Origin of the sequence: Nocardia sp. NPDC051832 (genome assembly GCF_040681285.1) — a bacterium.
Taxonomy (GTDB): Bacteria; Actinomycetota; Actinomycetes; order Mycobacteriales; family Mycobacteriaceae; genus Nocardia.
Window position 1 is genome coordinate 880,976 of the sequence record NZ_JBFAYL010000004.1, and the last position, 23,169, is coordinate 904,144.

20 protein-coding genes, 1 rRNA gene and 1 pseudogene are annotated in these 23,169 nt (G+C 68.9%); 3 read left to right on the plus strand and 19 right to left on the minus strand.

The window, feature by feature from the left end:
- The first annotated feature begins 41 nt into the window (after positions 1–41).
- Positions 42–1,232, plus strand: a complete 1,191-nt coding sequence (locus AB0M14_RS29515) for a styrene monooxygenase/indole monooxygenase family protein (protein ID WP_365000443.1) — start codon at positions 42–44, stop codon at positions 1,230–1,232.
- Between the two features lie 56 nt (positions 1,233–1,288).
- Here the strand turns inward: AB0M14_RS29515 and AB0M14_RS29520 are convergent, their stop codons facing one another.
- The 11 genes from AB0M14_RS29520 to AB0M14_RS29570 form a co-directional block, all read right to left on the minus strand.
- Complete coding sequence (locus AB0M14_RS29520; protein ID WP_365000445.1) at positions 1,289–2,668, minus strand: serine/threonine-protein kinase; 1,380 nt, start codon at positions 2,666–2,668, stop codon at positions 1,289–1,291.
- Positions 2,669–2,672: 4 nt separating this feature from the next.
- A complete protein-coding gene (locus tag AB0M14_RS29525) occupies positions 2,673–3,947 on the minus strand; it encodes a hypothetical protein (RefSeq protein ID WP_365000447.1) in 1,275 nt (424 codons plus the stop codon).
- Positions 3,934–5,415, minus strand: a complete 1,482-nt coding sequence (locus AB0M14_RS29530; protein WP_365000526.1) for a serine/threonine-protein kinase — start codon at positions 5,413–5,415, stop codon at positions 3,934–3,936. The genes AB0M14_RS29525 and AB0M14_RS29530 overlap by 14 nt, the downstream gene beginning before the upstream one ends.
- A gap of 148 nt (positions 5,416–5,563) precedes the next feature.
- Positions 5,564–6,508, minus strand: a complete 945-nt coding sequence (locus AB0M14_RS29535; RefSeq protein WP_365000449.1) for a copper transporter — start codon at positions 6,506–6,508, stop codon at positions 5,564–5,566.
- A gap of 31 nt (positions 6,509–6,539) precedes the next feature.
- Positions 6,540–7,751: a putative cytokinetic ring protein SteA gene (gene steA / locus AB0M14_RS29540; protein ID WP_365000451.1), complete on the minus strand. Its 1,212-nt coding sequence runs from the start codon at positions 7,749–7,751 to the stop codon at positions 6,540–6,542.
- Positions 7,752–7,819: 68 nt separating this feature from the next.
- Positions 7,820–9,010 carry a cytochrome P450 gene (locus AB0M14_RS29545; protein ID WP_365000453.1) on the minus strand — a complete coding sequence of 397 codons (1,191 nt, stop codon included), beginning with the start codon at positions 9,008–9,010 and terminating at the stop codon, positions 7,820–7,822.
- Between the two features lie 41 nt (positions 9,011–9,051).
- A complete protein-coding gene (locus tag AB0M14_RS29550) occupies positions 9,052–10,350 on the minus strand; it encodes a cytochrome P450 (protein ID WP_365000455.1) in 1,299 nt (432 codons plus the stop codon).
- Entirely contained in the window at positions 10,347–10,907 is a 561-nt protein-coding gene (locus tag AB0M14_RS29555; protein WP_365000528.1) for an ATP/GTP-binding protein, read from the minus strand. Before AB0M14_RS29555 ends, AB0M14_RS29550 begins: the two co-directional genes overlap by 4 nt.
- 28 nt (positions 10,908–10,935) lie before the next feature.
- The gene (locus AB0M14_RS29560) at positions 10,936–11,316 is read right to left on the minus strand and encodes a DUF742 domain-containing protein (RefSeq protein WP_365000457.1); all 381 of its coding nucleotides are present in this window, start codon (positions 11,314–11,316) and stop codon (positions 10,936–10,938) included.
- Positions 11,313–11,726, minus strand: coding sequence for a roadblock/LC7 domain-containing protein (locus tag AB0M14_RS29565; protein ID WP_365000459.1), 414 nt, complete (start codon positions 11,724–11,726; stop codon positions 11,313–11,315). Before AB0M14_RS29565 ends, AB0M14_RS29560 begins: the two co-directional genes overlap by 4 nt.
- Positions 11,723–13,051, minus strand: coding sequence for an ATP-binding protein (locus AB0M14_RS29570; RefSeq protein WP_365000460.1), 1,329 nt, complete (start codon positions 13,049–13,051; stop codon positions 11,723–11,725). The genes AB0M14_RS29565 and AB0M14_RS29570 overlap by 4 nt, the downstream gene beginning before the upstream one ends.
- Before the next feature lie 267 nt (positions 13,052–13,318).
- Here AB0M14_RS29570 and AB0M14_RS29575 point away from each other — a divergent pair, with 267 nt between their 5' ends.
- Positions 13,319–13,738 (plus strand): SRPBCC family protein, encoded by a 420-nt coding sequence (locus tag AB0M14_RS29575; RefSeq protein WP_365000462.1) that lies wholly within the window; start codon positions 13,319–13,321, stop codon positions 13,736–13,738.
- Here the strand turns inward: AB0M14_RS29575 and recN are convergent.
- From recN to AB0M14_RS29605, 6 genes are all read right to left on the minus strand, one after another.
- Positions 13,735–15,504: a DNA repair protein RecN gene (gene recN / locus AB0M14_RS29580; protein ID WP_365000464.1), complete on the minus strand. Its 1,770-nt coding sequence runs from the start codon at positions 15,502–15,504 to the stop codon at positions 13,735–13,737. The two genes, AB0M14_RS29575 and recN, sit on opposite strands and share 4 nt — an antisense overlap.
- A complete protein-coding gene (locus AB0M14_RS29585) occupies positions 15,482–16,468 on the minus strand; it encodes an NAD kinase (protein WP_365000466.1) in 987 nt (328 codons plus the stop codon). The genes recN and AB0M14_RS29585 overlap by 23 nt, the downstream gene beginning before the upstream one ends.
- On the minus strand, positions 16,465–17,322 hold the full coding sequence (locus AB0M14_RS29590; RefSeq protein ID WP_365000468.1) for a TlyA family RNA methyltransferase: 858 nt from the start codon (positions 17,320–17,322) through the stop codon (positions 16,465–16,467). Before AB0M14_RS29590 ends, AB0M14_RS29585 begins: the two co-directional genes overlap by 4 nt.
- Before the next feature lies 1 nt (position 17,323).
- Entirely contained in the window at positions 17,324–17,593 is a 270-nt protein-coding gene (locus AB0M14_RS29595) for a hypothetical protein (protein ID WP_365000471.1), read from the minus strand.
- 48 nt (positions 17,594–17,641) lie between these two features.
- On the minus strand, positions 17,642–18,529 hold the full coding sequence (locus AB0M14_RS29600; protein WP_365000473.1) for an HAD-IIA family hydrolase: 888 nt from the start codon (positions 18,527–18,529) through the stop codon (positions 17,642–17,644).
- Between the two features lie 136 nt (positions 18,530–18,665).
- Positions 18,666–19,634 (minus strand): glutamate ABC transporter substrate-binding protein, encoded by a 969-nt coding sequence (locus tag AB0M14_RS29605; RefSeq protein WP_365000475.1) that lies wholly within the window; start codon positions 19,632–19,634, stop codon positions 18,666–18,668.
- A 262-nt stretch (positions 19,635–19,896) separates the two neighbouring features.
- On the opposite strand from AB0M14_RS29605, the gene AB0M14_RS29610 reads away from it, so the two are divergent.
- Positions 19,897–20,775, plus strand: coding sequence for a hypothetical protein (locus AB0M14_RS29610; RefSeq protein ID WP_365000476.1), 879 nt, complete (start codon positions 19,897–19,899; stop codon positions 20,773–20,775).
- 114 nt (positions 20,776–20,889) lie between these two features.
- Here the strand turns inward: AB0M14_RS29610 and AB0M14_RS29615 are convergent.
- Positions 20,890–21,912, minus strand: a pseudogene (locus AB0M14_RS29615) (hypothetical protein); the annotation flags it as partial.
- Positions 21,913–23,078: 1,166 nt separating this feature from the next.
- Positions 23,079–23,169: ribosomal RNA gene (gene rrf, locus AB0M14_RS29620) — 5S ribosomal RNA — on the minus strand; the annotation flags it as partial.

Consider the following 23,169-nt stretch of genomic DNA (forward strand, 5'->3'; position numbering starts at 1 on the left):
ACCCGATGCGGGCGACCTACCTATCGATTGATTCTGGGCGCATGAGTCGAATTCAGGTAGTTGGTGCCGGTGAGTGCGGACTCCCACTTGCTTTGCGGTTGCAGGCCAACGGGATACCCGTCCGGTTGGTGACCGACCGGGACGCGGCCGCGGTGCTGGCCGGCGCGGTGACGAGCACACAGGTGAAGTTCGCGCCCACATTGGCGATCGAATCGCACGCGGGGCTGGGTTTCTGGCACGGAATCGCGCCGCGGATCGACGGCATCCGATTCAATCTGGTCGTCGATCGTGTCGTGCTGTCCGGGTGGGCGGGACGTTTCAGCGCACCAGCTCAGAGCGTCGACCAGCGAACTGTGTTCGCCCGGTGGCTGACCGAGTTCGCGGCGGCCGACGGCGACCTGGAAATCGCCGAACTATCCGTGCCACAACTAGATCGGCGAACCTCCGGATACGACCTGACCGTGGTTACCCGCGCATCGCGCGAGCTCGCCGCTCATTTTCCGATCGACCCGAAGTGGACGATGCCGACCGATCCGTTGCGCCGATTGTCGGTGCTGTACCTGGACGAAGTCGAACCTGCCGACGATGGCTTCGGGACCTATACAGCTCTGCCGGGCCTCGGTGAAATCATCTCCTACCCGGGATTGACAGGTCCGCCGGGACAGGAAAGGCGGTGCGAGATACTGCTGTTCGAGGGGCTACCCGGTGGCGCGCTCGACATCTTCACCGATACCGGCCCCACCGATCGGCTGCTGCTGGCCCGCGATCTCTTGCGGCGATACCTGCCCGCCGCAGTCGCCGATCGGTATCGCAACGCCGAATTGACGGACGGTGGCGCCACGCTGGTGGGTGCCGTACTCCCAGCCATGCGGGAGCCGGTCGCCGAATTGCCATCCGGCGCCCTCGTCCTCGGCGGCGGTGACGTCGTGTGCCGGATGGATCCCGGCGGCGCTCAGGGAGCCAACAGTGCTGCCTTCTGTGCCGACCGATACAGCGCGGCGATTCTGGATTCTCCTGCTCGATTCGACCGCGCCTGGATGTCGGCGGCGGCACAGCCGTGGCTGAGTGCGGTGGCCCATCCGGCGGCCCGCTGGACCATGGCCGTGCTCGACCCACCCCCGCCCGTGCAGGAGCTGATGCTGGCCGCACAGAACGACACCGGACTTGCCGACGCCTTCGCCGAAACCTTCACCCGGCCCGCGGATATGGCGGATTTCGCCGCCGCGCGCTAGCTCGGCAGGGCCGCGAAAGTCAGCGAAGTCGCGTTGGTGCCGGTGCCCTAGCGGCCTCAGATCGGTGTCGCCGGCCACCACTGATCGAAGAGCTCCGCGCCGCCGGTCATGCCGAAGGCTTGCAGTGCGCAGAAATTGCGGTCCGGGCTGTCGAAGCGGATATCGAGCTTGCCGACCAGGCCGCGGTACTGGTCCGGGTCCGTGCGTAGCACCGCGCTACCCGAGCCCGAGGGGCGCGTCCAGGTCCGCGTTTCGCCGTCGGTGGCGATCGGCGGGTAGGCGGCGCGGTCGGTGCGGCACTTCACCATCAGCCACCAGACATCCGGGTTCTCGCCGGTGCAGACCACCGCGGGCACCGCCGCGTCGTCGACGGTTTTGCAGGTCAGGTCCAGGTAGTTGCGGGCAGTCGGAGCCGGGGGCAACATTGCGGGAAACGCCGACACGATGAAATCCGCGCTGCCCCAGGGCGATACGGGAGGTTGCGCGGCGGTGGCCGGTGGCGACGGAGGGCCGGCGTCGCCGGGGAGGCCGAAGGCGGCGACCGTCGCCACCACCGTGGCCGCGCCGACCGCGGCGGCGACAGCGGTCCGGACGCGGCGGATGCGCCGGAAGGAGCGGCCGCCGAGGGCGGCCCCGGCCGCCTCGGCCAGCTCGCCGCAGCTGGCGTAGCGCTCGGCCGGGTCCTTGGCCATCGCGCGGGCGATCACGGCGTCCAGGGCGACCGGCAGGGTGGGCACGGCGCGGCTCGGGCGCGGTGGCGGCGCGGACAGTTGGGCGTGCAGCATGGCGGCGGTGGTCTCGCGGCGGAAGGGCACCTGGCCGGTCAGCAGGTGATACAGGGTCGCGCCGAGACCATAGACGTCGGCGCGGCGGTCCACCGTGCCGCCGCGGATCTGCTCGGGCGCCGCGTAGGCCAGGGTCGCGGGCATCATTCCCGTCGCGGTACCGCCCACCTCTTCCTTGGCGATACCGAAATCGGTGACCAGAACATGCTCGCCCGCGTGCGCGACCAGGATGTTGGCCGGTTTCACGTCGCGATGCAGTAGCCCGGCGGCGTGCGCCGCGTCCAGGCCGCGCGCCGCCCCGGTGGCGATCGTGATCGCCCGCTCGGCGGGCAGGCCGCCGGCGCGCACCAACTCCGACGCGTCCTGTCCGTCGACGAATTGCATGGCGATCCACAGCAATTCGCCGTCCTCGCCGCTGCCGTAGATCGCGACCAGATTGGGGTGGTCCAGGCGCGAGGCCAGCTTGGCTTCGCGCCGGAACCGTTCCCGGAAGCGGGGATCGGCGCTGCGAGCGCGGGCCAGCACCTTCAGCGCGTCGTGGCGTGGCAGGCGCGGATGCTGGGCCAGGTAGACCGCGCCCATGCCGCCCGCGCCCAGCCGGCGGCCGATCCGATACCCGGCCACCTCGCTCCCGGGCCTCAGCTCGCGCATCGGCTTACCGAGCCCCGGCCAGCAGGGCGTACTGGGCGGCGGCACGGCGGCGGACGAAGGTCTCGTCGGGGCCGATCACTGTCGCCATGAATCGGCCGTCGAGCAGGTAGCAGCGGTGGTAGGGATCGGTGCCGTTGAACTCGATGCGGTAGCAGAACGCGTCCGGGACGCCCGCGGGTCCGGCGATCAGCGCGCGCTCGGCGTCGGCGGATTCGGCCACCGACTTCGAGATGTTGTCCACCAGGGCCCGGTAGTACCAGCGGGCGCGACGCGCGTCGGTGAAGCGGTAGAGACTCTCCAACCCGGTCTCCGCGAGTCGATCGATGCCGTACTCGCCGGGCTTGGTGCGATCGCTCTGTTCGACGCGCAGCTGGTGATCCACGCCGCCGGGGCCGAGAACCACCGCGCCGTTGAAGCGCACGCCGATGGCGACTGTCACCTCACGGAAGTAGTTCTCCCGGCGGCTGATCGACGGGTAGGTCCACTGCCCGGCGCGCATCGGCACCATCCGCGCCACCATGCCGTCCGGATCCAAGGGCAGGGTGGCGAGCTGATCGGCACGGGTGGGGGTGAAGGTGTCCAGCTTCGGCAGCTGCGCGTCGAGGGTGGCCGCCGCCAGCTCGGCCAGCGCGTCCGAATCCGGCTCGGGCAATCGGAGGTAGAGCGCGACCACGAAAGAACCGTGCGCGATGTAGACGCCGACGGTCGGCACTGTGGGCCGCCAATGACCCTGCGCCGCTTCGTACCCGGGGATCTCGACGGTTTCGTTGCCGGTTCCGGCGGCGAAATCGGCCGCACCGATCCGCTGCGCCGCCGCGGCCGCGGCGGCGGGATCGTGCAGGCTGAGCACCGTGACACGAATCAGCGTGGACTTGCTGTTCATCGTCGAGCGTTCGCCGTCGGTATCGCCCGCAGTCACCGAATACCCTGCGACCATGCCGAATTCGGTGAGGATCGGGCGCGCGACTTCGGCGAGGATGCCGACCGAGGCCAGGGGCGTTGGCACCAGCGCGGTCACCGGGTAGACCAGCGACGCGTCGATATCGATCGGGTTGATCACCGCCTCGGCCAGACGCGCCGATTCGAGAATGCGGCCGTAGGAGTCTTTTCCGTTGGCGGGCGCCGACAGTCGAGTCGTGTCCCACTCGCCGGTGTCGAGCGCGCCCAAATCGGGGGCAGCCGATTCCGGCGTTCCCGGCACGATTCCGGCGCAGCCGGTGAGCACTGCGGCAGCCAGCAGCGGTGACAGCGACCGGAGCAAGCGATTACAGCGGCGCATCGGCCCACCATTTCTCGAATAGCTCCGCCCCCGTGAGCTCGTTGCTCCCGAAAGAGTAGAGGTAGCAGGAGTTCAGGGCCGGGCTGTCGAAGGTGACCATCAATCCATACAGGTAGCCCTGCGCGGTCTGCCCGTCGCCCCATGTCGCGGTGCCGGATTCGGTTCCCTTGGTCCAGCGCTGCTCCCCGCGCCGGGTTCCGAAGACGAAGTTCGGCTCGGGCCGGGGCGAGCGATCCACCGTGCAGGTGATGGCCACCATCTCGAGCGGATCGCCGTCGCCGTCACAGCGGATGGTGGCCAGCGTGGCGGGTGTGACGTTCAGGGGAACGCTGGTGGTCGCGTCCTTGGAATCGGCTGCCCGGCAGTACATTCCCTGGTAGCCGAGGGCGTGCGGGAATGACGGCAGCAGGTTCGGGAATCGATCGGCGATGCTGCCGTAGACACCCCAGGGACCGGCCTCGCCGGAGGCTCGCGGCGCCGATGCCGGTGACTTGGCGGTACCCGCCGATGCCGGCGCCGAGGACGGCCGCAAGGTCAGGCCCAGCACCGCCGCCAGCGCGACCACGAGGCCGATCACCAGGCCCGCCATCAGGATTCGCCGGTGCCTGCGCGGATTCGGCAGCACCGGTTCGGGTTCCCCGCGCAACGCGGCGATCGCGGCGGCGGCCAGCGCACCGCAGCTGGGGTAGCGGTCGCGCGGATCCTTGGCCATGGCGCGAGCGATCACCGCGTCGAATCCCTTGGGCAGCACCGGGTTCAGCAGCGTCGGCTGTGGTGGGGGCTCGCTGAGATGGGCGTGCAGGATGGTCATCGGATCGTCGCGCGGAAACGGCACCGAGCCGGTCAGCAGATGAAACAGCGTGGCGCCGAGCGCGTAGATATCGGCGCGACGATCGATCGGCCCAGCCTCGAGCTGCTCGGGAGCGGCATAGGCGAGGGTGGCCAGCACCATGCCCTCGGCGGTGAGCGCGGTCGACTGCTCCACCGCCCGCGCGATCCCGAAGTCGGTGACCAGCACCCGATCCGGCTCGCCGTCCGCGCGGGCAACCAGGATGTTCGCGGGTTTCACATCGCGATGCAGCAGGCCCGCGTCGTGGGCCGCGTCCAGGCCCTTGGCCGCTTCCGTGACGATGTGCACGGCACGCTCCGCGGTCAGCCCGCGACGCAGCGCCGCCGCGGCGTCACTACCGTCGACGAACTGCATCGCAATCCACAGCCGCTCGTCGAAACGCCCCCGGTCGATGACCGCGACCACATTCGGATGCTGAAGTCGCGCGGCCAGTTTCGCTTCCCGGAGGAATCGTTTCCGGCTCTCGTCGTCCCCGTCCCCGGTCAGCACCTTCAACGCCACCGGCCGAGTCAGCTCCGGATGGCGAGCCAGATACACCGCACCCATCCCACCCGCACCGAGCTGCCGCACAATGCGATAACCGGCGAAAACCTCACCGGGTACCAGCACCGCGACCATCCCCACCCGCCGGAACCATGTTCCCCTACTTCGATCTCGAACCCATCGTGCGTCACGCCCACGCGGCGCACGGGATCCGCAGAGTATCACGCGATCGCCGCTGCGCCGCAGCCCTATTCACGCCCTGCCCAGCAGTGCCGGGGCCCGGCTAGCGGGGCAGGGCGGCGAAGGTGAGGGACGTGGCTTTGGTGCCGGTGCCGTAGCGGCCCGAGCCGCCGTTGAGTTGCTCGGACAGGCCCAGCACCGTGGTGACGCGGCCGATCTCGCGGTCCAAATGGTCGACGGTGGTGACGGTGGTGGCCAGGACCGAGTCGGAGCGCAGTTCGGCGATCGGGCCTGGGCCTTCGGCGGCGCCCGCGCGGCCGGCGAGGACGGTGCCCGAGCTGCGGGCGCGCAGGGCGCCGGCGAAGCGGGCGATGTTGGCGCCCTGGCTGTTCTCGGATGATCGCGCGCCGTTGCCGGTGATGACGAGGGCGAGCTGAGCGGGGCGGTTCGGGGTGTCGCCGTAGGCGAGGAAGCCGCCGCCGCGCAGGGTTTCCAGCACCAGGGCGAGCTCTTCGGGGGTGCTGCGGGCTTGTGAGTTGGCGGGGTCGAGCAACAGGACCAGACCGAGCAAGTCGCCGGCCAGGCTGGCCTGATCGACGGCGCCGGTACGCAGTTGGGCGCCGGCCGGGATGACGTTGGTGACCGAGGTACGCAGACGGTCGCCTTCGGCGGCGTCGAGGAAGGCGTCGGTCAGGGCGATGCGGCCGGTGACCGCGGCGCCCGCGGTGTCCAGTCCGCGTGCGATCGCCTCCACGTCGGCGGGATCGGCATCCGGCGTGGTGAACACCGCGACGGTGCGGTCGGCCAGGGCGCCCGCGAGGATGCGCCCGGACGAGCCGGCGAGGAAACGGTCGGCGGCGTTGAGTTCGTCGGTCTGCCTGCGGTTCTGTTCACTCAGGCTCTCGACCTGCTGACGCAGCTCGGTCTTGTCCGAGCGCAGACCGGTGAGCATGTCCGCGGCCAGGGTCTGCGAACCGAGCACCACGCCGATGGCGAGGGCCAGGAAAATGCCGACGATCGAGATCAAGTGCTGCCGAGCCGAAATCATGATCCTCCGATGCTGGTCGAGAGCGTGGCGATCAGAGCAGACCGTGGACCGTATCCCGAGCCCAGAGCAGCGCGCGGTCCCAGGTGAGGCTTACCCAGTCGAGGACCTCGCCGGCCGAGTTCGAGGCCAGCAGCACCACGATGATCGCGATCAGCGCGGCCAGCACCACCATCGAGATGCCGACCCCGGACATCCGGCTGCGATACAGCGTCGCCACGGCCTTGGCGTCCATCAGCTTGGTGCCCAGCTTGAGCCGGGTCAGGAAGGTGGCGGGGCAGCTGTCGCGGCGGCCGGCGTCGAAGAAGTCGTCGAGCGAGGTGGGCGCGCCGGCGATGACGATCAGCGCGGCGTCGTGGTGTCCGGCCAGCAGCAGCGCCAGGTCGGCGGGTGCGCCCGAGGACGGGAAGGTGGTGGCGCCGATACCGAGATCCTGAATGCGCTCCAGGCCTTTGGCGTGGCCGTCGGTGTCGGCGGGCAGGATCACCTCGGCGCCGGATTTCAGGGTGGCGGTACTGATTTCCTCCGGATCGCCGACGATCAGATCCGGCTGATAACCCTGCTTCACCAGGGTGTCCGCGCCCCCGCCGACACCGACCAGGACCGGCGCGTACTCCTTGATGAACGGCTTGAGCGCCTTGAGATCAGCCGCGTGCTCGGGTCCGTCGGCGACCACCACGACGTGGCGGTCCTTCATCGACAGCTGCAACTGCGGAATCCCCACACCGTCGATCAGCAGCGGGCTCTCGGTGCGAATGAACTCGATGGCGTTGCCCGCGAACGCTTCCAGATGATCGGAGAGCCCGGTGCGGGCGTCCACCATCCGCTCCACGATGACCGCGTCGGTCAGCCGCACCCCCTCGAGCAGCACTTCCGGTTCCTTCTTGGTCAATCTGTCCGCGTAGACGACGCCCTCGTCGATGCGGACCTTGCTGCCGTCCTTGACTCTGGTGAAGGCATCGGGGCAGACCGTGTCCAGCAGCAGAATTCCGTTGGCCACCAAGGTTTCCGGGCCCAGATTGGGGTAGCGGCCGGAGATCGACGGCGAGGTGTTGATCACCGCGACGACTCCGGCCGCGACGAGCCGATCGGCGGTGAGCCGGTCCAGATCGAGTTCGTCGAGCACGACGACATCGCCCGGACCGACCCGTCGCAGCAGACGCCGGGTGTTGCGATCCACCCGGGCCACACCGGTCAGACCGGGTAACGTTTCGGTGTTCTTCGACAACAGAGCCAACATCTTCATGGGCCGATGATGGTCACAAAACCTCAACCTTTAGTGGAGGCGCGCCGACCATACTCCCAGGTCGCGCCTTAATTACCCAGGTGGATCGGGAACGCCGCCAGGTCGTTCTGGGTCATAACCGGCAGGTTTACCAGCTCACCGTCGGGCACTGCGAGGCGCAGTTCCGGGAAGCGGCCGAACAAGGCGGGCAACGCGATCCCGGCTTCCATCCTGGCCAGTGCGGCGCCCGGGCAGATGTGCGGGCCGTACCCGAAGGACATGTTCCGGCCCGCGGTCGGACGGGTCAGATCGAACTCGTCGGCGTCGGCGCCGTGCAGGTCGGTGTCGCGGCCGATGGCGCGGTAGGACATCACCACACCGTCGCCCTTCTCGATCACCATGTCGCCGACCGTGATGTCCTCGGTGGCGAACCGCATCAGCAGATGGTTCACCGGGCCGTCGTAGCGCAGCGTCTCCTCCACCGCCTCGGTCCACTCCCGCTCACCGGTGCGCAGCGCGCTCAGCTGCTCGGGGTGGGCGGACAGGGCGCGCACCGCGTTCACGATCAGGCTGACGGTGGTTTCGTGGCCCGCGGCGACCAGCGCTTTCAGGTTGCCGATCACCTCTTCCTCGGTCAGCGGTTCGCCGCCGTCGGTGGCCTGGATCAGCGCGGAGGTCAGGTCGTCGGACGGGGTGGCCGTCTTCTGCTTCACCATGTTCGTGAAGTAGACGTCCATGTCGGCGATCACCCGCAGGCGCTCGTCCTGCGGGGTCATCACCGAGAAGAACTTCTTGTACCAGCCCAGCAGCAGCGCCTCGTCGGCCGGATCGACGCCCATGAGCTTGCCGATGACCCGCATCGGCAGCGGGTAGGCGAACACCGTCTTCAGATCGACGACCTCGCCCGCCGCGCCGGCTTTCGCCAGGTCGTCGAGCAGTTCGGCGGTGATGCTCTCGATGGTGGGCCGCAGATCCTCGAGCCGCTTGCGGCTCAGCGCCTGGGTGGTCTTGAGGCGGAGCCGGCGGTGTTCGGAGCCGTCGACGCTGAACATCGAACGGTCCACCAGGATCATGCCGATCAGCGGCCACTGGTCGGTGACCGCGCCGGCGGACCACAGCGACCAGGCGTTGATGTCCTTGACCAGGCGGGTATCGGTGAGCAGCTGGCGGGCCAGCGCGTGCTCGGTCACCGTCCAGGCCGGAACCCCGAGCAGATCGATCTTGGTCAGCCGTCCGGCCGCGCGCAGCCGCGCGGTCTCCCCCACGAGATCACCCACCATCGGATCGATGGTGATGGTCTCCCTATGTGGACATTCCTGCATTACAGCGTCCCTCCGACTGCACGAACTGGGGTGAAAACAACTGGTAGCGAGGTCATTCCGCGCAGGAACGCGGAGGGCCGGCGCACCAGGGTCTGGGCGGGGACGGAGAGATCGATATCGGGCAGCCGGTCCAGCAGCACTTCGATCCCGGTCCGGGCGATGATCTCGGCGATCTGCTGCGCCGGGAACGGGCAGCGATATTCGCCGTAGCTGAAGGAGAAGTGCGCGCTGTTGCCGGAGTGCGCCGGTTCGGTGCTCGACACATGCTGGCGCACATGCGGATCGGCGTTCGCCGCGCCCAGGCCCAGCAGCAGCAGATCACCGGCGCGGATGATCTTGTCGGCGAGCCGGGTGTCCCGCGCGGCCCAGCGGCCGGCCAGGATCTGGGTCGGGGTGTCCTCCCAGAGCACCTCGTTCATGGCCTGCCCGACACTGCGCCGGCCACCGCCCAGCGCGGCGGCGAACCGGTCGTCGGTGAGCATGAGCCGCACCGAATTGCCGATCCAGTCCGCGGTCGGCAGATACCCGGCCGCGGTGACCGCCATGACGTCCATGACGTATTCCTGGTCGGTGAACGGCTCGGGATGGGCCAGCATCCGCGAGGTCAGATCATGACCCGGCATGCCCTTCTTGGTGGCCATCAGCTTCCCGCACAGCTCGGCGAAACGCAGGTGCGCCTGCTGGGCGTCGGCGCCGCCGTCGGTGAAGGTCTTCATGACCCAGGCCAGCTCCGGGCCTTCCTCATCCGGAAAGCCCATGATCCGGGCGAGGACCAGCACCGGCAGCGGCTCGGCGTAGTCGGTGACGATCTCGGCCGTGCCGCGCCCGCAGAAGCCGTCGATCAGGCGATCGGCGATCTCCTCACAGGTGCGGCGCAATTCGAACGGGTCCACCGACTCCAGCGCCGGTTCCACCATCGACACGTGCCGGCGATGCTCGGCCCCTGCGGTGAAGTAGATCGAGGGCATCGGATGCCCGACCATCGGTAGCAGCGGCCAGTCCTCGGGAATGTTGGGCCACTGATTCCACAGGCCGACATCGCGCGGGAACAGGTCCGGATCGCTGGTCACCTGATGCAGTTCGCGATAGCCGACCACCAGCCAGGCCGGGAACCCGCCCGGCAACTCGACGGCCACGATCGGGCCGTGCTCGCGGCGCATCTCGCGATAGAGCTGCTGCGGATCGGTATGGAAGCGCGGGCCACTGAGCGGAACCGCGCCGGAGTCGTGTTGCACCGGGCAACCCGAGGGGATGCTGTCACCGGTGAAGGCGATATCACCACTGTTGGGCAGCGTCATCCGACGTGTTCCTCCCTAGCTGCGTAGAGGTGCTCGACCAAGGCGATCAGCACCTCCTTGCTCGACTCGCGCGAGCGGGCGTCGCAGTCGAGCAGCGGCACCCGCGGATCCAGATCCAGCGCGTCGCGGACGTCTTCGAGCCGGTGCCCGCCCCCGAAGTTGTTGCACGCCACGATGAACGGCGTCCCGGTGGATTCCAGCCGGTCGATGGCGTACCAGGAGTCGGCGATGCGGCGCTGGTCGACCAGCACGATCGCGCCGAGCGCACCGGCGAACAACCGGTCCCACAGGAACCAGAACCGTTCCTGCCCCGGCGCGCCGAACAGGTAGAGCACATGCTCGTCGTCGATGGAGATCCGGCCGAAGTCGAAAGCGACCGTGGTGGTGGACTTTCCGCGCACCGCGCTCAGATCGTCGATGCCGACGCTGCTCTGGGTCATCGTCGCCTCGGTGTCGAGCGGGCGGATCTCGCTGACCGAGCGCACCAGCGTGGTCTTGCCGACCCCGAAACCGCCGACGATGACGACCTTCAAGCCTTGGCTGGTACTGGCGGGCAGTGGCGCGTCGGCCCGCACCGGGCGGGTGTCAGAGCTTGCGAAGTCCAACGAGCACCTTCTCGAGGGTGGAGGCGTCCGGCAGCGAAGTCCACGGCGTGCCAGGCGAACTGGGCACGGACTGCGGATGCCGCACAGTGATCTTGCCCATGTCCAGCAGATCCGAGAGCAGGATGGTGGCGATGCCGACCGGCAGCCGCAGCTCCGCCGCGATCTCGACCACCGCGGTCGGCGCGGTGCACATGCGCAGGATCGCGACATGCTCGGACTGCATGCCCGGGGTCGGATCGGATTCGGTGACCACCAAGGTGACCAGGTCGAAGCTGTCGGAATCCGGTTTACTGCGGCCGCCGGTCAGTGTGTAGAGCCGATCCGGAGCGTCGTCGCGCCCAGGACGGCCGGGCCGGGTCATTGTCGTGCCGATCCGACCCGCGGCTTGGCCGCGAGATAGTGGCCGAGCTGTTCGACCAGCTCCCGCATGTTGTGCCCGATCAGGCCGGCGTCGGCGTCCTCACTGGCCACGACCGCGATATGCGCGCCCATCCCGGCCTCGACGACGAACAGGATGCCGCCGTAGAACTCGGTCATGGACTGGCGCACACCGCCGCGGCCGTTACCGAATTCGACGGAGGCGCCGTGCGCGAGGCTCTGGATGCCGGCCGAGATGGCGGCCAGCTGATCGGCGCTGTCGACGCTGAGCTCGGGGGTGTGGCAGATCTTGAGGCCATCGCCGGACAGCAGCAGGGCGTGGCGGGTTCCGGGGGTACGGGTCAGCAGTTGTTCCAGGAGCCATCCCAGCTGGGACGGCACGGTGGTTGTCATCGTTCGTTCTCCACGGCAACGGAAGGGACAGGGGGTAGAGCGTCAGCGCCGTTGCTGTTCGAGAGGGTGTCCGGGGTGGTGTCGCGCGGCGCCACGGCGCGCTGGAACGCGCCGAACGCCGAGGGCCGCGATACGGGCGGGGGCGGAGTGGGTTCCATCCGGGCGTCGGGCAGACCCTCGGGGTGCACCGCGGCCAGGGTGCTGCCGCGACGGCGCTTGGGTAGCCCGGAATCGACGACCCCGGAGGTGGTTTCGGTGCCCACGGGCAGCGGGCCCGGTGCGGTGAGCTGCGGTGCGGTCTGCGCGGCAACGGGTTCCAGCGCTTCGACGAGGCGATTGCGGCCGGTGGTCGGCGGGGTGAGCGCCGTCATCGGCGCGGTGGTGCGTTCCAGGCGGGCGGTCAGATCACGCGGGACCACGACGACCACGGCGGTGCCGCCGATGGCCGAGGGCCGGTAGGAGACGGTGAGGCCGTGCTTGCGGGCCAGGTGCCCGACCACGGCCAGCCCTAGTCGGGTACCGGTCAGCGAGGACAGGTCCGAGCCCCGGTTGTTGTCCCGGCCCTGCCCGGAGACCGCCTGTTCGGCGCGGCGCAGCGCCGATTCGCTCATCACCAGGCCGGAGTCCTCGATGGTGAGGACCACGCCCGCCGGCACCTCGGCGGCGTAGACATGCACCTCGGTGGTCGGCGGAGAGAAGTTGCAGGCGTTGTCGAGCAGTTCGGCCAGGGTGTGCATCAGGCCCTCGGCGGCGTGCCCGGCGACCGCGATCTCGGCGACCGCGCGCATCCGGACCCGCTGATAGCCCGCGACGCGGCCCATCGCGCCACGCAGAATCGATTCCATCGCAATCGGTTTCGCCCAGCGGCGGCCGGTGCGGGCGCCGCTGAGGACCGCGATGCTGTCGGCCAGCCGCCCGGCCTGTGCGGTGCGGTGGTCGAGTTCGAGCAGGTCCGCGAGCACCTTGGGGTCGGCGTGGCGGTGCTCCATTTCGCGCAGCTCGGCCAGCATCGAGGTGGTCATCGCCTGCATGCGGCCCGCGGCGCCGGCGAAGGCCGCCATGGCGGCGGCCCGGCGGTTCTCGCTGTTCTTGATCTCCCAGGCCTGCTTGGTGGTGGCCTCGTTCGCCGCGGCGATGATCGCGGCGGCGTCGGTATTGGAGGTCGCCGCCGCCCGGCGGGTGCGCAGCGCCTCCTCCCGGAAGTACACCGCCGCCGTCACGCTGGCGCACACCAGCAGCGCCGCGAGCACGGCACCGACCAGCAACGGGATGCGGAAATCGCCCGGCGCGGCCCAGACGGCGCCGGCTACCACCACGGCGCTCACGCCGAGACAGAGGAGCAGAGTCCGAGAGGGCAATCGCGGGCCCGATACGGCGGGTTTATACGCCTCGCCGTCAGGATTCGATGACTGTGACAAATTCCGATCTTCCGCCAAAAATGCAGGCCGCCAGGCAGTTTGAAATCGGGCATGAGCATAACCGGCGAGCCGGACCGGCGAAAGTCGAGAAGGCACGGGGTGCCCGAGGTCACGAGAGAGTGCGTCGATACCTATATGCTTCCGTCACAGACAGTTCGAACAGGAGATTGCGCCATGGTTACCAGCACGGTCGAGACGGTCATCGCCGCCCCGCGCGACGTCGTCTACAAGTTCTTCACCGAGCGCGACGGCATCGGCCCCTACCTGCCGGTCGTGAACTTCACGCTGAAGAAGCCGGGCGCCGCCTCGGGAGTGGGCGCCCAGTACCTGATCGGCGTCGGCGGGCTCGGGATCACCGAGGAGACCACCGCGCTGGTCCCGAACGAGCGGATGGAATACAAGATCATCAAGGGTGCGCCGGTGAAGCGGCACGTCGGCACCATCACCTTCGCCGACGCGGACAACAACAGCACCGTGGTGAACTACACGATGGAATCCGAGCCGAGCCTGCCGGTGCCGGCCAAGGTGCTCGAGCTCGGCCTGAAGACGCTGATCAACCAGTTCCTCGGCGGCGCGAAGAAAGCCCTGCGCTAAGCGTTGGCCCGCTCGGACTTCGCGGTCTCGAGCAGCTCCTCCGCGTGGGCGCGGCCGGTCTCGGTGTCGTCGAGACCGGCCAGCATGCGGGCCAGCTCGATCACGCGCTCATCCTTGGTCAGGGCGCGAACACCGCTGTTCACCTTGCCTTTTCCGTCGTCGGACTTGTCGACGACCAAGTGCGTGTCGGCGAAAGCCGCGACCTGCGGCAGGTGCGTCACCACGATGACCTGATGGGTCCGGGCCAGCCGGGCCAGCCGGCGGCCGATCTCCACCGCCGCGCGACCGCCGACACCGGCGTCGACCTCGTCGAAGACCATGGTGGCGCCATGATCGGAGCTGGCGAGCACCACTTCCAGCGCCAGCATCACCCGGGAGAGCTCACCGCCGGAAGCGCTCTTGCTCAACGGCAGCGACTGCGCGCCCGAATGCGCGGACAGCCGGAATTCCACCTCGTCCACACCGGCGGGACCGGCGTGCAGATCCTTGCCCGCGACGGTGAGCGGCGCGGAATCCTGCGGGCTCGCCGGAATCGGGCGCACCTCGACTTCCAAGCGCGCCTTGCCCATCGCCAAGCCGCCGAGTTCGGCGCTGACCGCCGCGGCCAGTTTGCCCGCCGACTTCGTGCGCGCGGTGGTCAGCTTGCGCGCGGCCTCGCGGACCCGCTCGGCCGCGATATCGACCTCGGCGGACAGCTTCGCGAGAGCTTCCTCGGAGACGTCCAGCGAGCCGAGGCGGGTGCGGGCGTCCTCGGCCCAGGCGATCACGCCGTCGACGTCGGAGGCGTATTTGCGGGTCAGGCCCTTCAATTCGGCCTGGCGGGTGAGCAGCGAATCGAGCGCGCCCGGATCCGAGGGCAGGTCCGAGAGGTAGCTGCTCAGTTCGGTGGTCACGTCGACGACGACCGCGATGGCGTCTTCCAGGCGCGGCGCGAGCGCGATCAGCTTCGGGTCGTCGGAGGATTCGATGCGGGCCCGGGCCAGGCCGAGGGCGGCCAGCGCACCCGAATTGTCCTCCGGCGCCTCGGCCGGACCGGCCAGCGCGTCATGGGAGGTGGCGGCGGCCTCGCGCAGCGAATCCAGGTCGCTGAGGCGGCGCACCTCGTCGAGGATGCGCTTGTCCTCACCGGGTTCGGGTGCGACGGCGTCGATTTCGTTGAGCGCGTACTGCAACCGATCGGCTTCGAGCGCGAGCTCGCGGCTGCGCGCGGTCCGTTCCAGCAGCTCCGACCGCGCGTCCAGCCAGGAACGCCGGGCCACCCCGTATTTGCGCAGCAGCGGGCCGATGGTGTCGCCGGCGAACTGGTCCAGTGCGGCGAGCTGCTGTTCGGGGCGCTGCAAACGGAGCTGATCGTTCTGGCCGTGCACCGTGAGCAGCGGCGCGGTGAAATCGGCGAGCACCGAGGCGGGCACGCTGCGACCGCCCAGGTGCGCGCGGGAACGCCCGTCGCTGCCGACCGTGCGGATCGCGATGACACTGCCGTCGTCGTCGGCTTGCGCCGCGGCGGCTTCCAGCACCTCGCCGACCTCGGCGCGGGCGGCGTCGTTGACATCCTCGACGGTGAACCGGCCCTCCACCACCGCGCGGGCCGCGCCCAGCCGGACCCGGCCCGCGTCGGCCCGCGCCCCGCTGAGCAGGTGCAGGCTGGTGACCACCATGGTCTTACCGGCGCCGGTCTCACCGGTGAGGACGGTCAGGCCCTCATGGAATTGCGCTGTGGCAGTGGATATGACACCTAAGCCATCAATCCTGATCTCGGTCAGCATGCGTGCTCTCCGTTCGCCGTCGGCCGCGCCAGCCGGTCACGGGCAATTGGAACTTGCGCACCATCCGGTCCGCGAAGGGCGCGGAATCCAGCCGCACCCACCGCACCGGTTCGGCGCCGCGGACCGCTTCCACCCGGCCCCCGCGCGGCAAGGCCATGGTGCGCCTGCCATCCAGGAAAACTATCGCATCGTGCCCCGTGGCCACCGACTCGACGGCGATCCGCGACTCCGGGCTGGTCACCAGCGGACGCGCGAACAGGGCGTGCGCGTTGCTCGGAATCACCAGCAGCGCTTCGAGTTCCGGCCACACCACCGGGCCGCCCGCGGAGAAGGCGTAGGCGGTCGAACCGGTCGGGGTGGAGATGAGGACCCCGTCGCAGCCGAACGAGGACACCGGGCGGCCGTCGACCTCGAGCACCACCTCGAGCACGCCCATGCGGGAGGCGTTCTCGATGCTGGCTTCGTTGAGCGCCCAGCCGGTCTCGACGATCTCGTCGTTCACCCGGACCGCCAGATCGATGGTCATGCGGTGTTCGATCCGGTAGTCGCCGCGCACCACCTGGGCCAGCGCCTCGTCCAGGTGCTCGGCCTCGGCCTCGGTCAGGAATCCGATGCGGCCCAGGTTGATTCCCAGCACCGGCACCGCCGCGGACCGCGCGAGTTCGGCGGCGCGCAGGAAGGTGCCGTCACCGCCGAGCACCAGCACCATTTCGCAGCCGACCGCCGCGTCCGGGCAGTGGTCGACCACCTTGGCCGGGTATCCGCCGGGTTCCGCGCTGGCCAGCACGTCCCGGGCGGGATCCTCGCATTCGAAACGCGTGCTGTCGGCCTCGTCGGCCAGCACCCGCAAACCGATGCCCGCGTCGGCGAAGATCTTCGCGACCCGGTGCGCGGTTTCGATGATCTCGGCCCGTCCGGGGTGCGAGATCAGCAGGATCTCCCGGCCTGTCGGCTCCGCGCTCACTGTGGACCCTCCTCGACCGCACGCTCGACCAAGGCGGCTACCTCGTCGGCGTCATAGCTGAACTGCCCATCCTTGCGCAGCCACAGGAAATATTCGACATTGCCCGACGGACCGGGCAGGGGGCTGGCCACCACGCCGAGCGTACGCAACCCCAGTGCGGCGGCGGCCGCGGCGACCTCGCGCACGGTTTCGGCGCGCAACGCGGGGTCGCGCACCACACCGCCCGCGCCGAGGCGCTCCTTGCCGACCTCGAACTGCGGTTTGACCATCGGCAGCAGGTCCGCGCCGGGGGCGGCGCAGGCCGCCAGCGCGGGCAGCACCAGGGCCAGGGAGATGAACGACAGGTCACCGACCACCAATTCGACTGGGCCGCCGATGGATTCCGGGGTGACGCCGCGGACGTTGGTTCGGTCGAAGACCTGGACCCGGTCGTCGTTCTGCAAGCGCCAGATCAGCTGGCCGTAGCCGACGTCGACCGCCGCGACCTCTTTCGCCCCTTCGGAGAGCAGCACGTCGGTGAATCCACCGGTCGACGCACCCGCGTCGAGACAGCGCTTACCCGCCACCGTCACGCTGGGTTCGCGCACCCCGTCGGTTCCCGCCGGCGCCGAACTCGGGCCGAACGCCGCCAGCGCGCCGATCAGCTTGTGCGCGCCGCGCGACGCCCACGACACCTCATCGGGCTCCGCCCGCACCAGCAGCGGAGCGGCCGGATCGACCTGGGTCGCCGGTTTCGTCGCCACCGCACCATTGATCAGGACGCGGCCCGCGCCGATCAGCTCGACCGCGTGCTCCCGCGATCGCGCCAACCCGCGGCGAACCAGTTCGGCGTCCACCCGCGCGCGCCTGGCCACCTCAGATCTTGTCCACCGTGGCAAGGGCCTGCACCAGCACCTCGTGCGCCTGCTCCAGGATGCGGGCCCGGCGGGTGATGTCGACACCGGACTCGGCGCTGGTCGCGGCCGAGTCGTAGGCGTCGGAACGGACCTCGAGCTCCGCCAGCAGGCTGTCGACCTCGGCCGTGATCCGCGCCGGGTCGGCGGCTTCCGGGCGGCCCTGCGCGGCGAGATGCTGCCCCGGCAGCGGGATGCCGGGACGAGGCCCCTCGAAGCCGGGCGCGGTCATTGCTGATCCAATCGGGTGGGAAGCGGAGTAGTCATCGTGAGGACAACGCTATCGGATATCGGTAGGGGACGCGCGCACCGTCACCGCGCGGCCGGGATGGCGTCGCAGGCGCTCGGCCAGGTCGCCGCCGGGCTCGAAATCGACGGGCGGATGGTTCAGGGCGTCCAGGGAATCGGCGACGAAAGTCGGGATCAGTTCCGCGGGCGCATCGCGCAATTCGTCGAGGGTGCTCACGCCGGTCAGGACCAGCAGGGAATCCAGGCCGACGGTGTTGGCGCCTTCGATGTCGGTGTCCAAACGGTCGCCGACCACGAGGGCGCTGCGGGTGCCGGCCCGGTTCAGCGCGTCTTCCATGAGCGGGGCGAACGGTTTGCCCGCAACGATCGGCTCCCGGCCGGACGCCGTGCGCAGGGCGGCCACCATCGAGCCGTTGCCCGGGGCCAGGCCGCGCTCGTTCGGCAGGGTCTTGTCGGTGTTCGCGGCGATCCACAGCGCTTGCGCGCTCAGCGCGTAGGCGGCCTCGGCCAGGTCCGGCCAGCCGGTCTGCGGCGAATGTCCTTGCACCACAGCGGCGGGCGCATTGCCGTTGAAGCGGCGGATCGGTTGCAGGCCGACCGCGTTGACCTCGGCGGCCAGGTCGTCGGAACCCACCACCAGCACGGTCGCGCCCTGGTCCAGCCGCTCGGCCAGCAGGCGGGCGGCGGCCTGCGCGCTGGTCGCCACGTCCTCGGTGGTGGCCGGGAAACCCAGCTCCGCCAAGTGCTCGGCCACCGTCTCCGGCGCCCGGCTGGCGTTGTTGGTGACGTAGACCAGGCGCTGCTCTCGCGCCGCCTCGGCCAGGGCCTCCGGAGCGCCCTCGATCACTACCGGACCCCGGTACAGCGTGCCGTCCAGGTCCAGCAGTAAGGCCTCATAGCGATCTCGTAACCGCGTCACACCACTCTCGCTCTGTGTCTGGCGTAGTAAGCCGAAATACCTCGGCAAGAACCCTACGCCAGCCTGCCGACACAAAATTCACGACATGTCCGCCGGTTGCGAGCGAGCCCTGAAACCTGGGCGGAGCCAGCGGCTTTCAGTCCCGGTACTTCGGGGCCGGCGGGCCCGGTGACGGACCGAGGCGGCTCAGATGCTTCTGATACAGCGCCTGCCAGGTGCCGTCGGAACGCATCCGGTCCAGGCTGGCGTTGACGAAACGGACCAGATCGGTTTTGCCGTCGGGGATTCCGATGGCGTAGGAGTCGAACGCCATCGGCGGGCCGACCACCGCCAGGTTGTTGTCCTGCAACGCCAGGCCGTGCAGGATCGGCGCGTCCGTGCTGATCGCCTCGGCGGCGCCCTGCTGCAAGGCGACCAGACAGTCGGTCCAGGTCTGCATACCGATCACCGTCGGCCGGTTCGGCAACTCGAACAGCGGCTCGAGCGAGGTGGTGCCGGTGACGCTGCACACCCGCTTGCCCGCCAGATCCGTCGCGGACCGGATTCCGGAATTCGCGACCACCAGAACCTTCTGCTCGGACACGTAGTAGACCGTGGAGAAGTCGATCTCCTTGTCCCGCTCGCAGGTGGTGGAGAAGGAATTCACCACCAGATCCACCCGGTCGCCGCGCAACGCCGGAATCCGCTCCGCCGAACTCAGCGGCACCAGATCGATCTTCGACTCATCGCCGAACAGATCCCGCGCGAGTTCCTTGGCGATATCGATATCGAACCCCTCCAGCGCCCCCGTGCGCGGATTCCGGAACCCGAACAGATACCCGTCCTGCGCCACCCCGACCCGCACCCGCCCGTTCGCCACGATCCGCGCCATCGAACTCCCGGCCGGCATCGCCCCGCGCGGCGGCAACGCACCCGGCCGCAAACTCACTGTCGCGTCACAGGATTCATCGCCGCGCTGATTCGGCGCACTGGTGATCTCCGCGGCCCTCGGCGGCATCGGCTGCACCGGCCCCACCGTGACCCCGGTACTCGCCGGCGGCCCCGAATCACACCCCGCCACCGCAGCCGCCATGGCAACCAGCAGCATCGCACTCAACGACCGCATTCGCCTGATCATGAGACCACCCCTCGCCTGCGATTCTACGACCCGTGTCACCCCAGCTTGGCCACGAATTCACCAGCGCGCAACCCGAATTCGACCCCCACCCCCAAACCCCCACTCCCCCAGCACCGTTCCTATTCACCCGCCCAGCTCGCCAGCGAGTTGCCCGACACCCCGGTGAGCGTGTCCGCCAACTCACCGCCCCCGACCGCCCAATCTCGCCCAGCCCGAACAAACTTTCGCATCCCTGATTACTTTAACCACTATGGTCAGTCCTCAGCACGAGGCAATGCACCGCCTCTTCCAGCACGACCCAGGCACCTTCGCCCGAGCCTTCCGCACCCTGGGCCTCCCCTTCCCCGACCCCCACGAAGTTGCTTTGCTCTCAACAGATCTGACCGAACCGGCGCCCATCGAACGCCGAGCCGACACCATCCTCCGCATCGGCTCCAGCCACGGCCCCTTCCTACTACTCGTCGAAGCCCAACGAAGACAGAACAACCACAAACCAGCAGCCTGGGCCTACTACCTCGCCTACCTGCACTCGAAATACCAACTGCCGATCGTCCTACTGGTCATCTGCCAGGACAAGACAACCGCCGCCTGGGTAGAAGGCCCACTCCACGTCGGTATGCCCCTCTGGCCCAGCCTGGCCGTCCGCCCACTCGTCCTCGGCCCCCACAATGTGCCCCGTGTAACCGATGTTGCCACTGCGGCGTCCGACATCCCCCTAGCTGCATTGTCCGCAATCACCCACGCCACAGAACCCGACGTCGATGAGATACTGAGGACGTTCGCCGCCGCTCTCCGGGACACCGGCGAAATCGCCGAACACAACATCTTCGCCGAACTGACCGAACTGGCTCTCGGCCGCGACTCGAAAGCCACTCAGCTCTGGAGGAAACTCATGTCGATCGACCTGTCGTTCTTTCGCTCGGAGACCTCGAACCTATTGCGCGAACAGGGCGCCGTCCAGGAGCTGGGCAACACCATCTTCCTCATCCTCGATGAACGTGGCATCGCAGTTCCGGATGACGCCCGCACGCGAATCCGGGCCTGCACCGATCTCGAGAGATTGAGGAGCTGGGTGCGGCGGGCAGCAACCATCACCCATGCCGCCGACCTCTTTGTCGAGGAGATCTGACTGGGCAGCGTTCCCCGAGGACGGCGAGTGACTGTCAACCTGGACTTTTGATCGTGTTCAGACAGCAAACGACCTGCTTGTCAGTGCCAAGCAGGTCGTTTGGTGGGGTTGGGGTTACAGGTCGCCGGTGAGTTCTTGGGCGCGGTCTTCGGCGTCGGTTTCGTCGTCGAGGTCGGCGGAGGCGGCGTTGAGGAACCAGGTGAGGCCCTCGTCGGTGCGGCCGGCGGCTACTAAGGCATCGGCGTAGGCGTAGAAGAGGCGGGCGTAGGAGGAGCCGGTTTTGGCGGGGTCCAGGTCGGGGGTTTGCAGGGTGACGACGGCCTGGTCGAACTCGCCCAGGTCCATGCGGGCGCCGGCGACGACGATGCGGAGTTCGATGGCCTCGTCGCCGGTGAGCTCGCGGGCCTCGTCGCTGCGGCCCAGTTCGATGGCGCGTTCCGGGCGGCCGAGGCCGCGTTCGCAGTCGGCCATGACGGCCAGCAGGCCGGAGCCGCCGGACATGCGGCGGGCGGTGCGGAGTTCGGAGAGGGCTTCGGCCCATTCACCCGCGTGGTAGGCGGTGACGCCGGCGGTTTCGCGGACCACGGCGATACGGCCGGCGCGCTGCCGGGCCGCGCGGGCGTGAGCCAGGGCGAGAGCCGGGTCGTCGTCGATCAGGCGGGCGGCCATCACCAGGTGGCGGGCCACGGTCTCCGCATTGCCCTTGTCCAGGGTCAGCAGGTCGCGGCGAACCGCCATCTCGAGATCGGAGGCCTGCACGTCGTCCGGCAGATCCGGCTCTTCCGGGCGGGGCGGCCGACGGTCCAGATTGCGGCCACCCTCACCGACGCGGCTGCCTTCCCCGCCACGACGACGGTCGTCACCGAAGCGGTCCTCGCGGTCACCGCCGCGCTTGAACCCGCCGCGGTCACCAGAGCCGCCGCCGCGGTTGAAACCGCCATGCTCACCCGAGTCGCTGCGCTTGAAACCGCCACGATCGGACGAATTGCCGTCGCGCTTGAATCCGCCACGCTCATCTGAATCGTTGTTGCGCCTGAAACCGCCACGGTCGCCCGAGTCGTTGTTGCGCCTGAAACCGCCACGGTCGTCGGAGGAACCGCCACGGCCGTAGCCGCCACGACCACCGGAATCGCTGTCGCGCTTGAAACCACCGCGGTCGGAGGAACCTTCGCGCTTGAAGCCGGGGCGGTCGTCACCACCACGGTTGTAGCCGCCACGGTCGGAGGAACCACCGCTGCGATTGAAACCACCACGGTCGCCCGAGTCGTTGTTGCGCTTGAAACCGCCACGGTCGTCGGAGGAACCGCCACGGTTGTAACCGCCACGATCACCGGAATCATTGTTCCGTTTGAAACCGCCGCGATCGTCGGAGGAACCGCCACGGCTGTAGCCACCACGATCACCGGAATCATTGTTCCGCTTGAAGCCACCGCGGTCGCTGGAGGCTCCGTCGCGCTTGAAACCGCCACGATCGGAGGAGCCGCCGCTGCGGTTGAAGCCGCCGCGATCGTCGCTACGGCCCGAGCCACCTCGGTCGCCCGAGCCACTGCGGTTGAAACCACCGCGATCGCCGGAATCATTGCTTCGCTTGAAGCCGCCGCGATCGTCGCCGCCGCGGTTGAAGCCGCCACGGTCATCCGAACCGCTGTCACGTTTGAAGCCGCCGCGGTCATCGCCACGGCTGGCGCCTCGGTCACCGGAACCACTGCGGTTGAAACCACCGCGGTCGCCGGAATCGTTGTTGCGCTTGAAACCGCCGCGATCGCCCGAGCCACTGCGGTTGAAGCCGCCCCGGTCGCCGGAGTTGTCGTCGCGCCGGAAGCCGCCGCGGTCGCCCGAGTCGTTGTTGCGCTTGAAACCGCCGCGGTCGTCGCTGCGGCCGGAGCCGCCGCGGTCGCCGGAATCGTTGTTGCGTCTGAAGCCGCCGCGGTCGTCGCTGCCGCGGTTGTAGTTGCCGCGATCGCTGGAACCGCTGCGCTGGCCGCCGGCGGAGTCGCCGCGGCTGGAGTTGGTGGGGCGGTCGCCGGAGTCGTTGCGGCGGAAGCCGCGCTTTTCGCCGGAACCGCCGCTCGAGCCACCGTGGGAGGGGCGATCGGATCCCTCGCCGCGTCGGAAGGACTTCCGACCGTCGTTCTGCTCCGACACGGTGATCCCTTTCTAGGTTCCAAGAAATTTGCTCTTCAGGCCCCCTGCATTCAAGCACGTGCCGAGCCTGGGGCAGAGATGCGGCAACGTAATGGGACCAAAAGGTGCCCAAACGACGATAGGGGACCCAGAGTCTGGGTCCCCTATCGTGAAGGATGTTCCGGCGGTGTCCTACTCTCCCACACCCTGTCGAGTGCAGTACCATCGGCGCAGGTGGCCTTAGCTTCCGGGTTCGGAATGGGACCGGGC

Excerpts from the sequence above, each read along its gene's own strand:
- recN (WP_365000464.1), bottom strand. The coding sequence starts at position 15,504 with ATGCTGACCGAGATCAGGATTGATGGCTTAGGTGTCATATCCACTGCC.
- AB0M14_RS29595 (WP_365000471.1), bottom strand. The coding sequence starts at position 17,593 with ATGACCGCGCCCGGCTTCGAGGGGCCTCGTCCCGGCATCCCGCTGCCG.
- AB0M14_RS29530 (WP_365000526.1), bottom strand. The coding sequence starts at position 5,415 with ATGGTCGCGGTGCTGGTACCCGGTGAGGTTTTCGCCGGTTATCGCATT.
- steA (WP_365000451.1), bottom strand. The coding sequence starts at position 7,751 with ATGAAGATGTTGGCTCTGTTGTCGAAGAACACCGAAACGTTACCCGGT.
- AB0M14_RS29610 (WP_365000476.1), top strand. The coding sequence starts at position 19,897 with ATGGTCAGTCCTCAGCACGAGGCAATGCACCGCCTCTTCCAGCACGAC.
- AB0M14_RS29515 (WP_365000443.1), top strand. The coding sequence starts at position 42 with ATGAGTCGAATTCAGGTAGTTGGTGCCGGTGAGTGCGGACTCCCACTT.
- AB0M14_RS29575 (WP_365000462.1), top strand. The coding sequence starts at position 13,319 with ATGGTTACCAGCACGGTCGAGACGGTCATCGCCGCCCCGCGCGACGTC.
- AB0M14_RS29605 (WP_365000475.1), bottom strand. The coding sequence starts at position 19,634 with ATGCGGTCGTTGAGTGCGATGCTGCTGGTTGCCATGGCGGCTGCGGTG.
- AB0M14_RS29525 (WP_365000447.1), bottom strand. The coding sequence starts at position 3,947 with ATGCGCCGCTGTAATCGCTTGCTCCGGTCGCTGTCACCGCTGCTGGCT.
- AB0M14_RS29545 (WP_365000453.1), bottom strand. The coding sequence starts at position 9,010 with ATGGTGGGTGATCTCGTGGGGGAGACCGCGCGGCTGCGCGCGGCCGGA.
- AB0M14_RS29560 (WP_365000457.1), bottom strand. The coding sequence starts at position 11,316 with ATGACCCGGCCCGGCCGTCCTGGGCGCGACGACGCTCCGGATCGGCTC.
- AB0M14_RS29535 (WP_365000449.1), bottom strand. The coding sequence starts at position 6,508 with ATGATTTCGGCTCGGCAGCACTTGATCTCGATCGTCGGCATTTTCCTG.
- AB0M14_RS29520 (WP_365000445.1), bottom strand. The coding sequence starts at position 2,668 with ATGCGCGAGCTGAGGCCCGGGAGCGAGGTGGCCGGGTATCGGATCGGC.
- AB0M14_RS29550 (WP_365000455.1), bottom strand. The coding sequence starts at position 10,350 with ATGACGCTGCCCAACAGTGGTGATATCGCCTTCACCGGTGACAGCATC.
- AB0M14_RS29565 (WP_365000459.1), bottom strand. The coding sequence starts at position 11,726 with ATGACAACCACCGTGCCGTCCCAGCTGGGATGGCTCCTGGAACAACTG.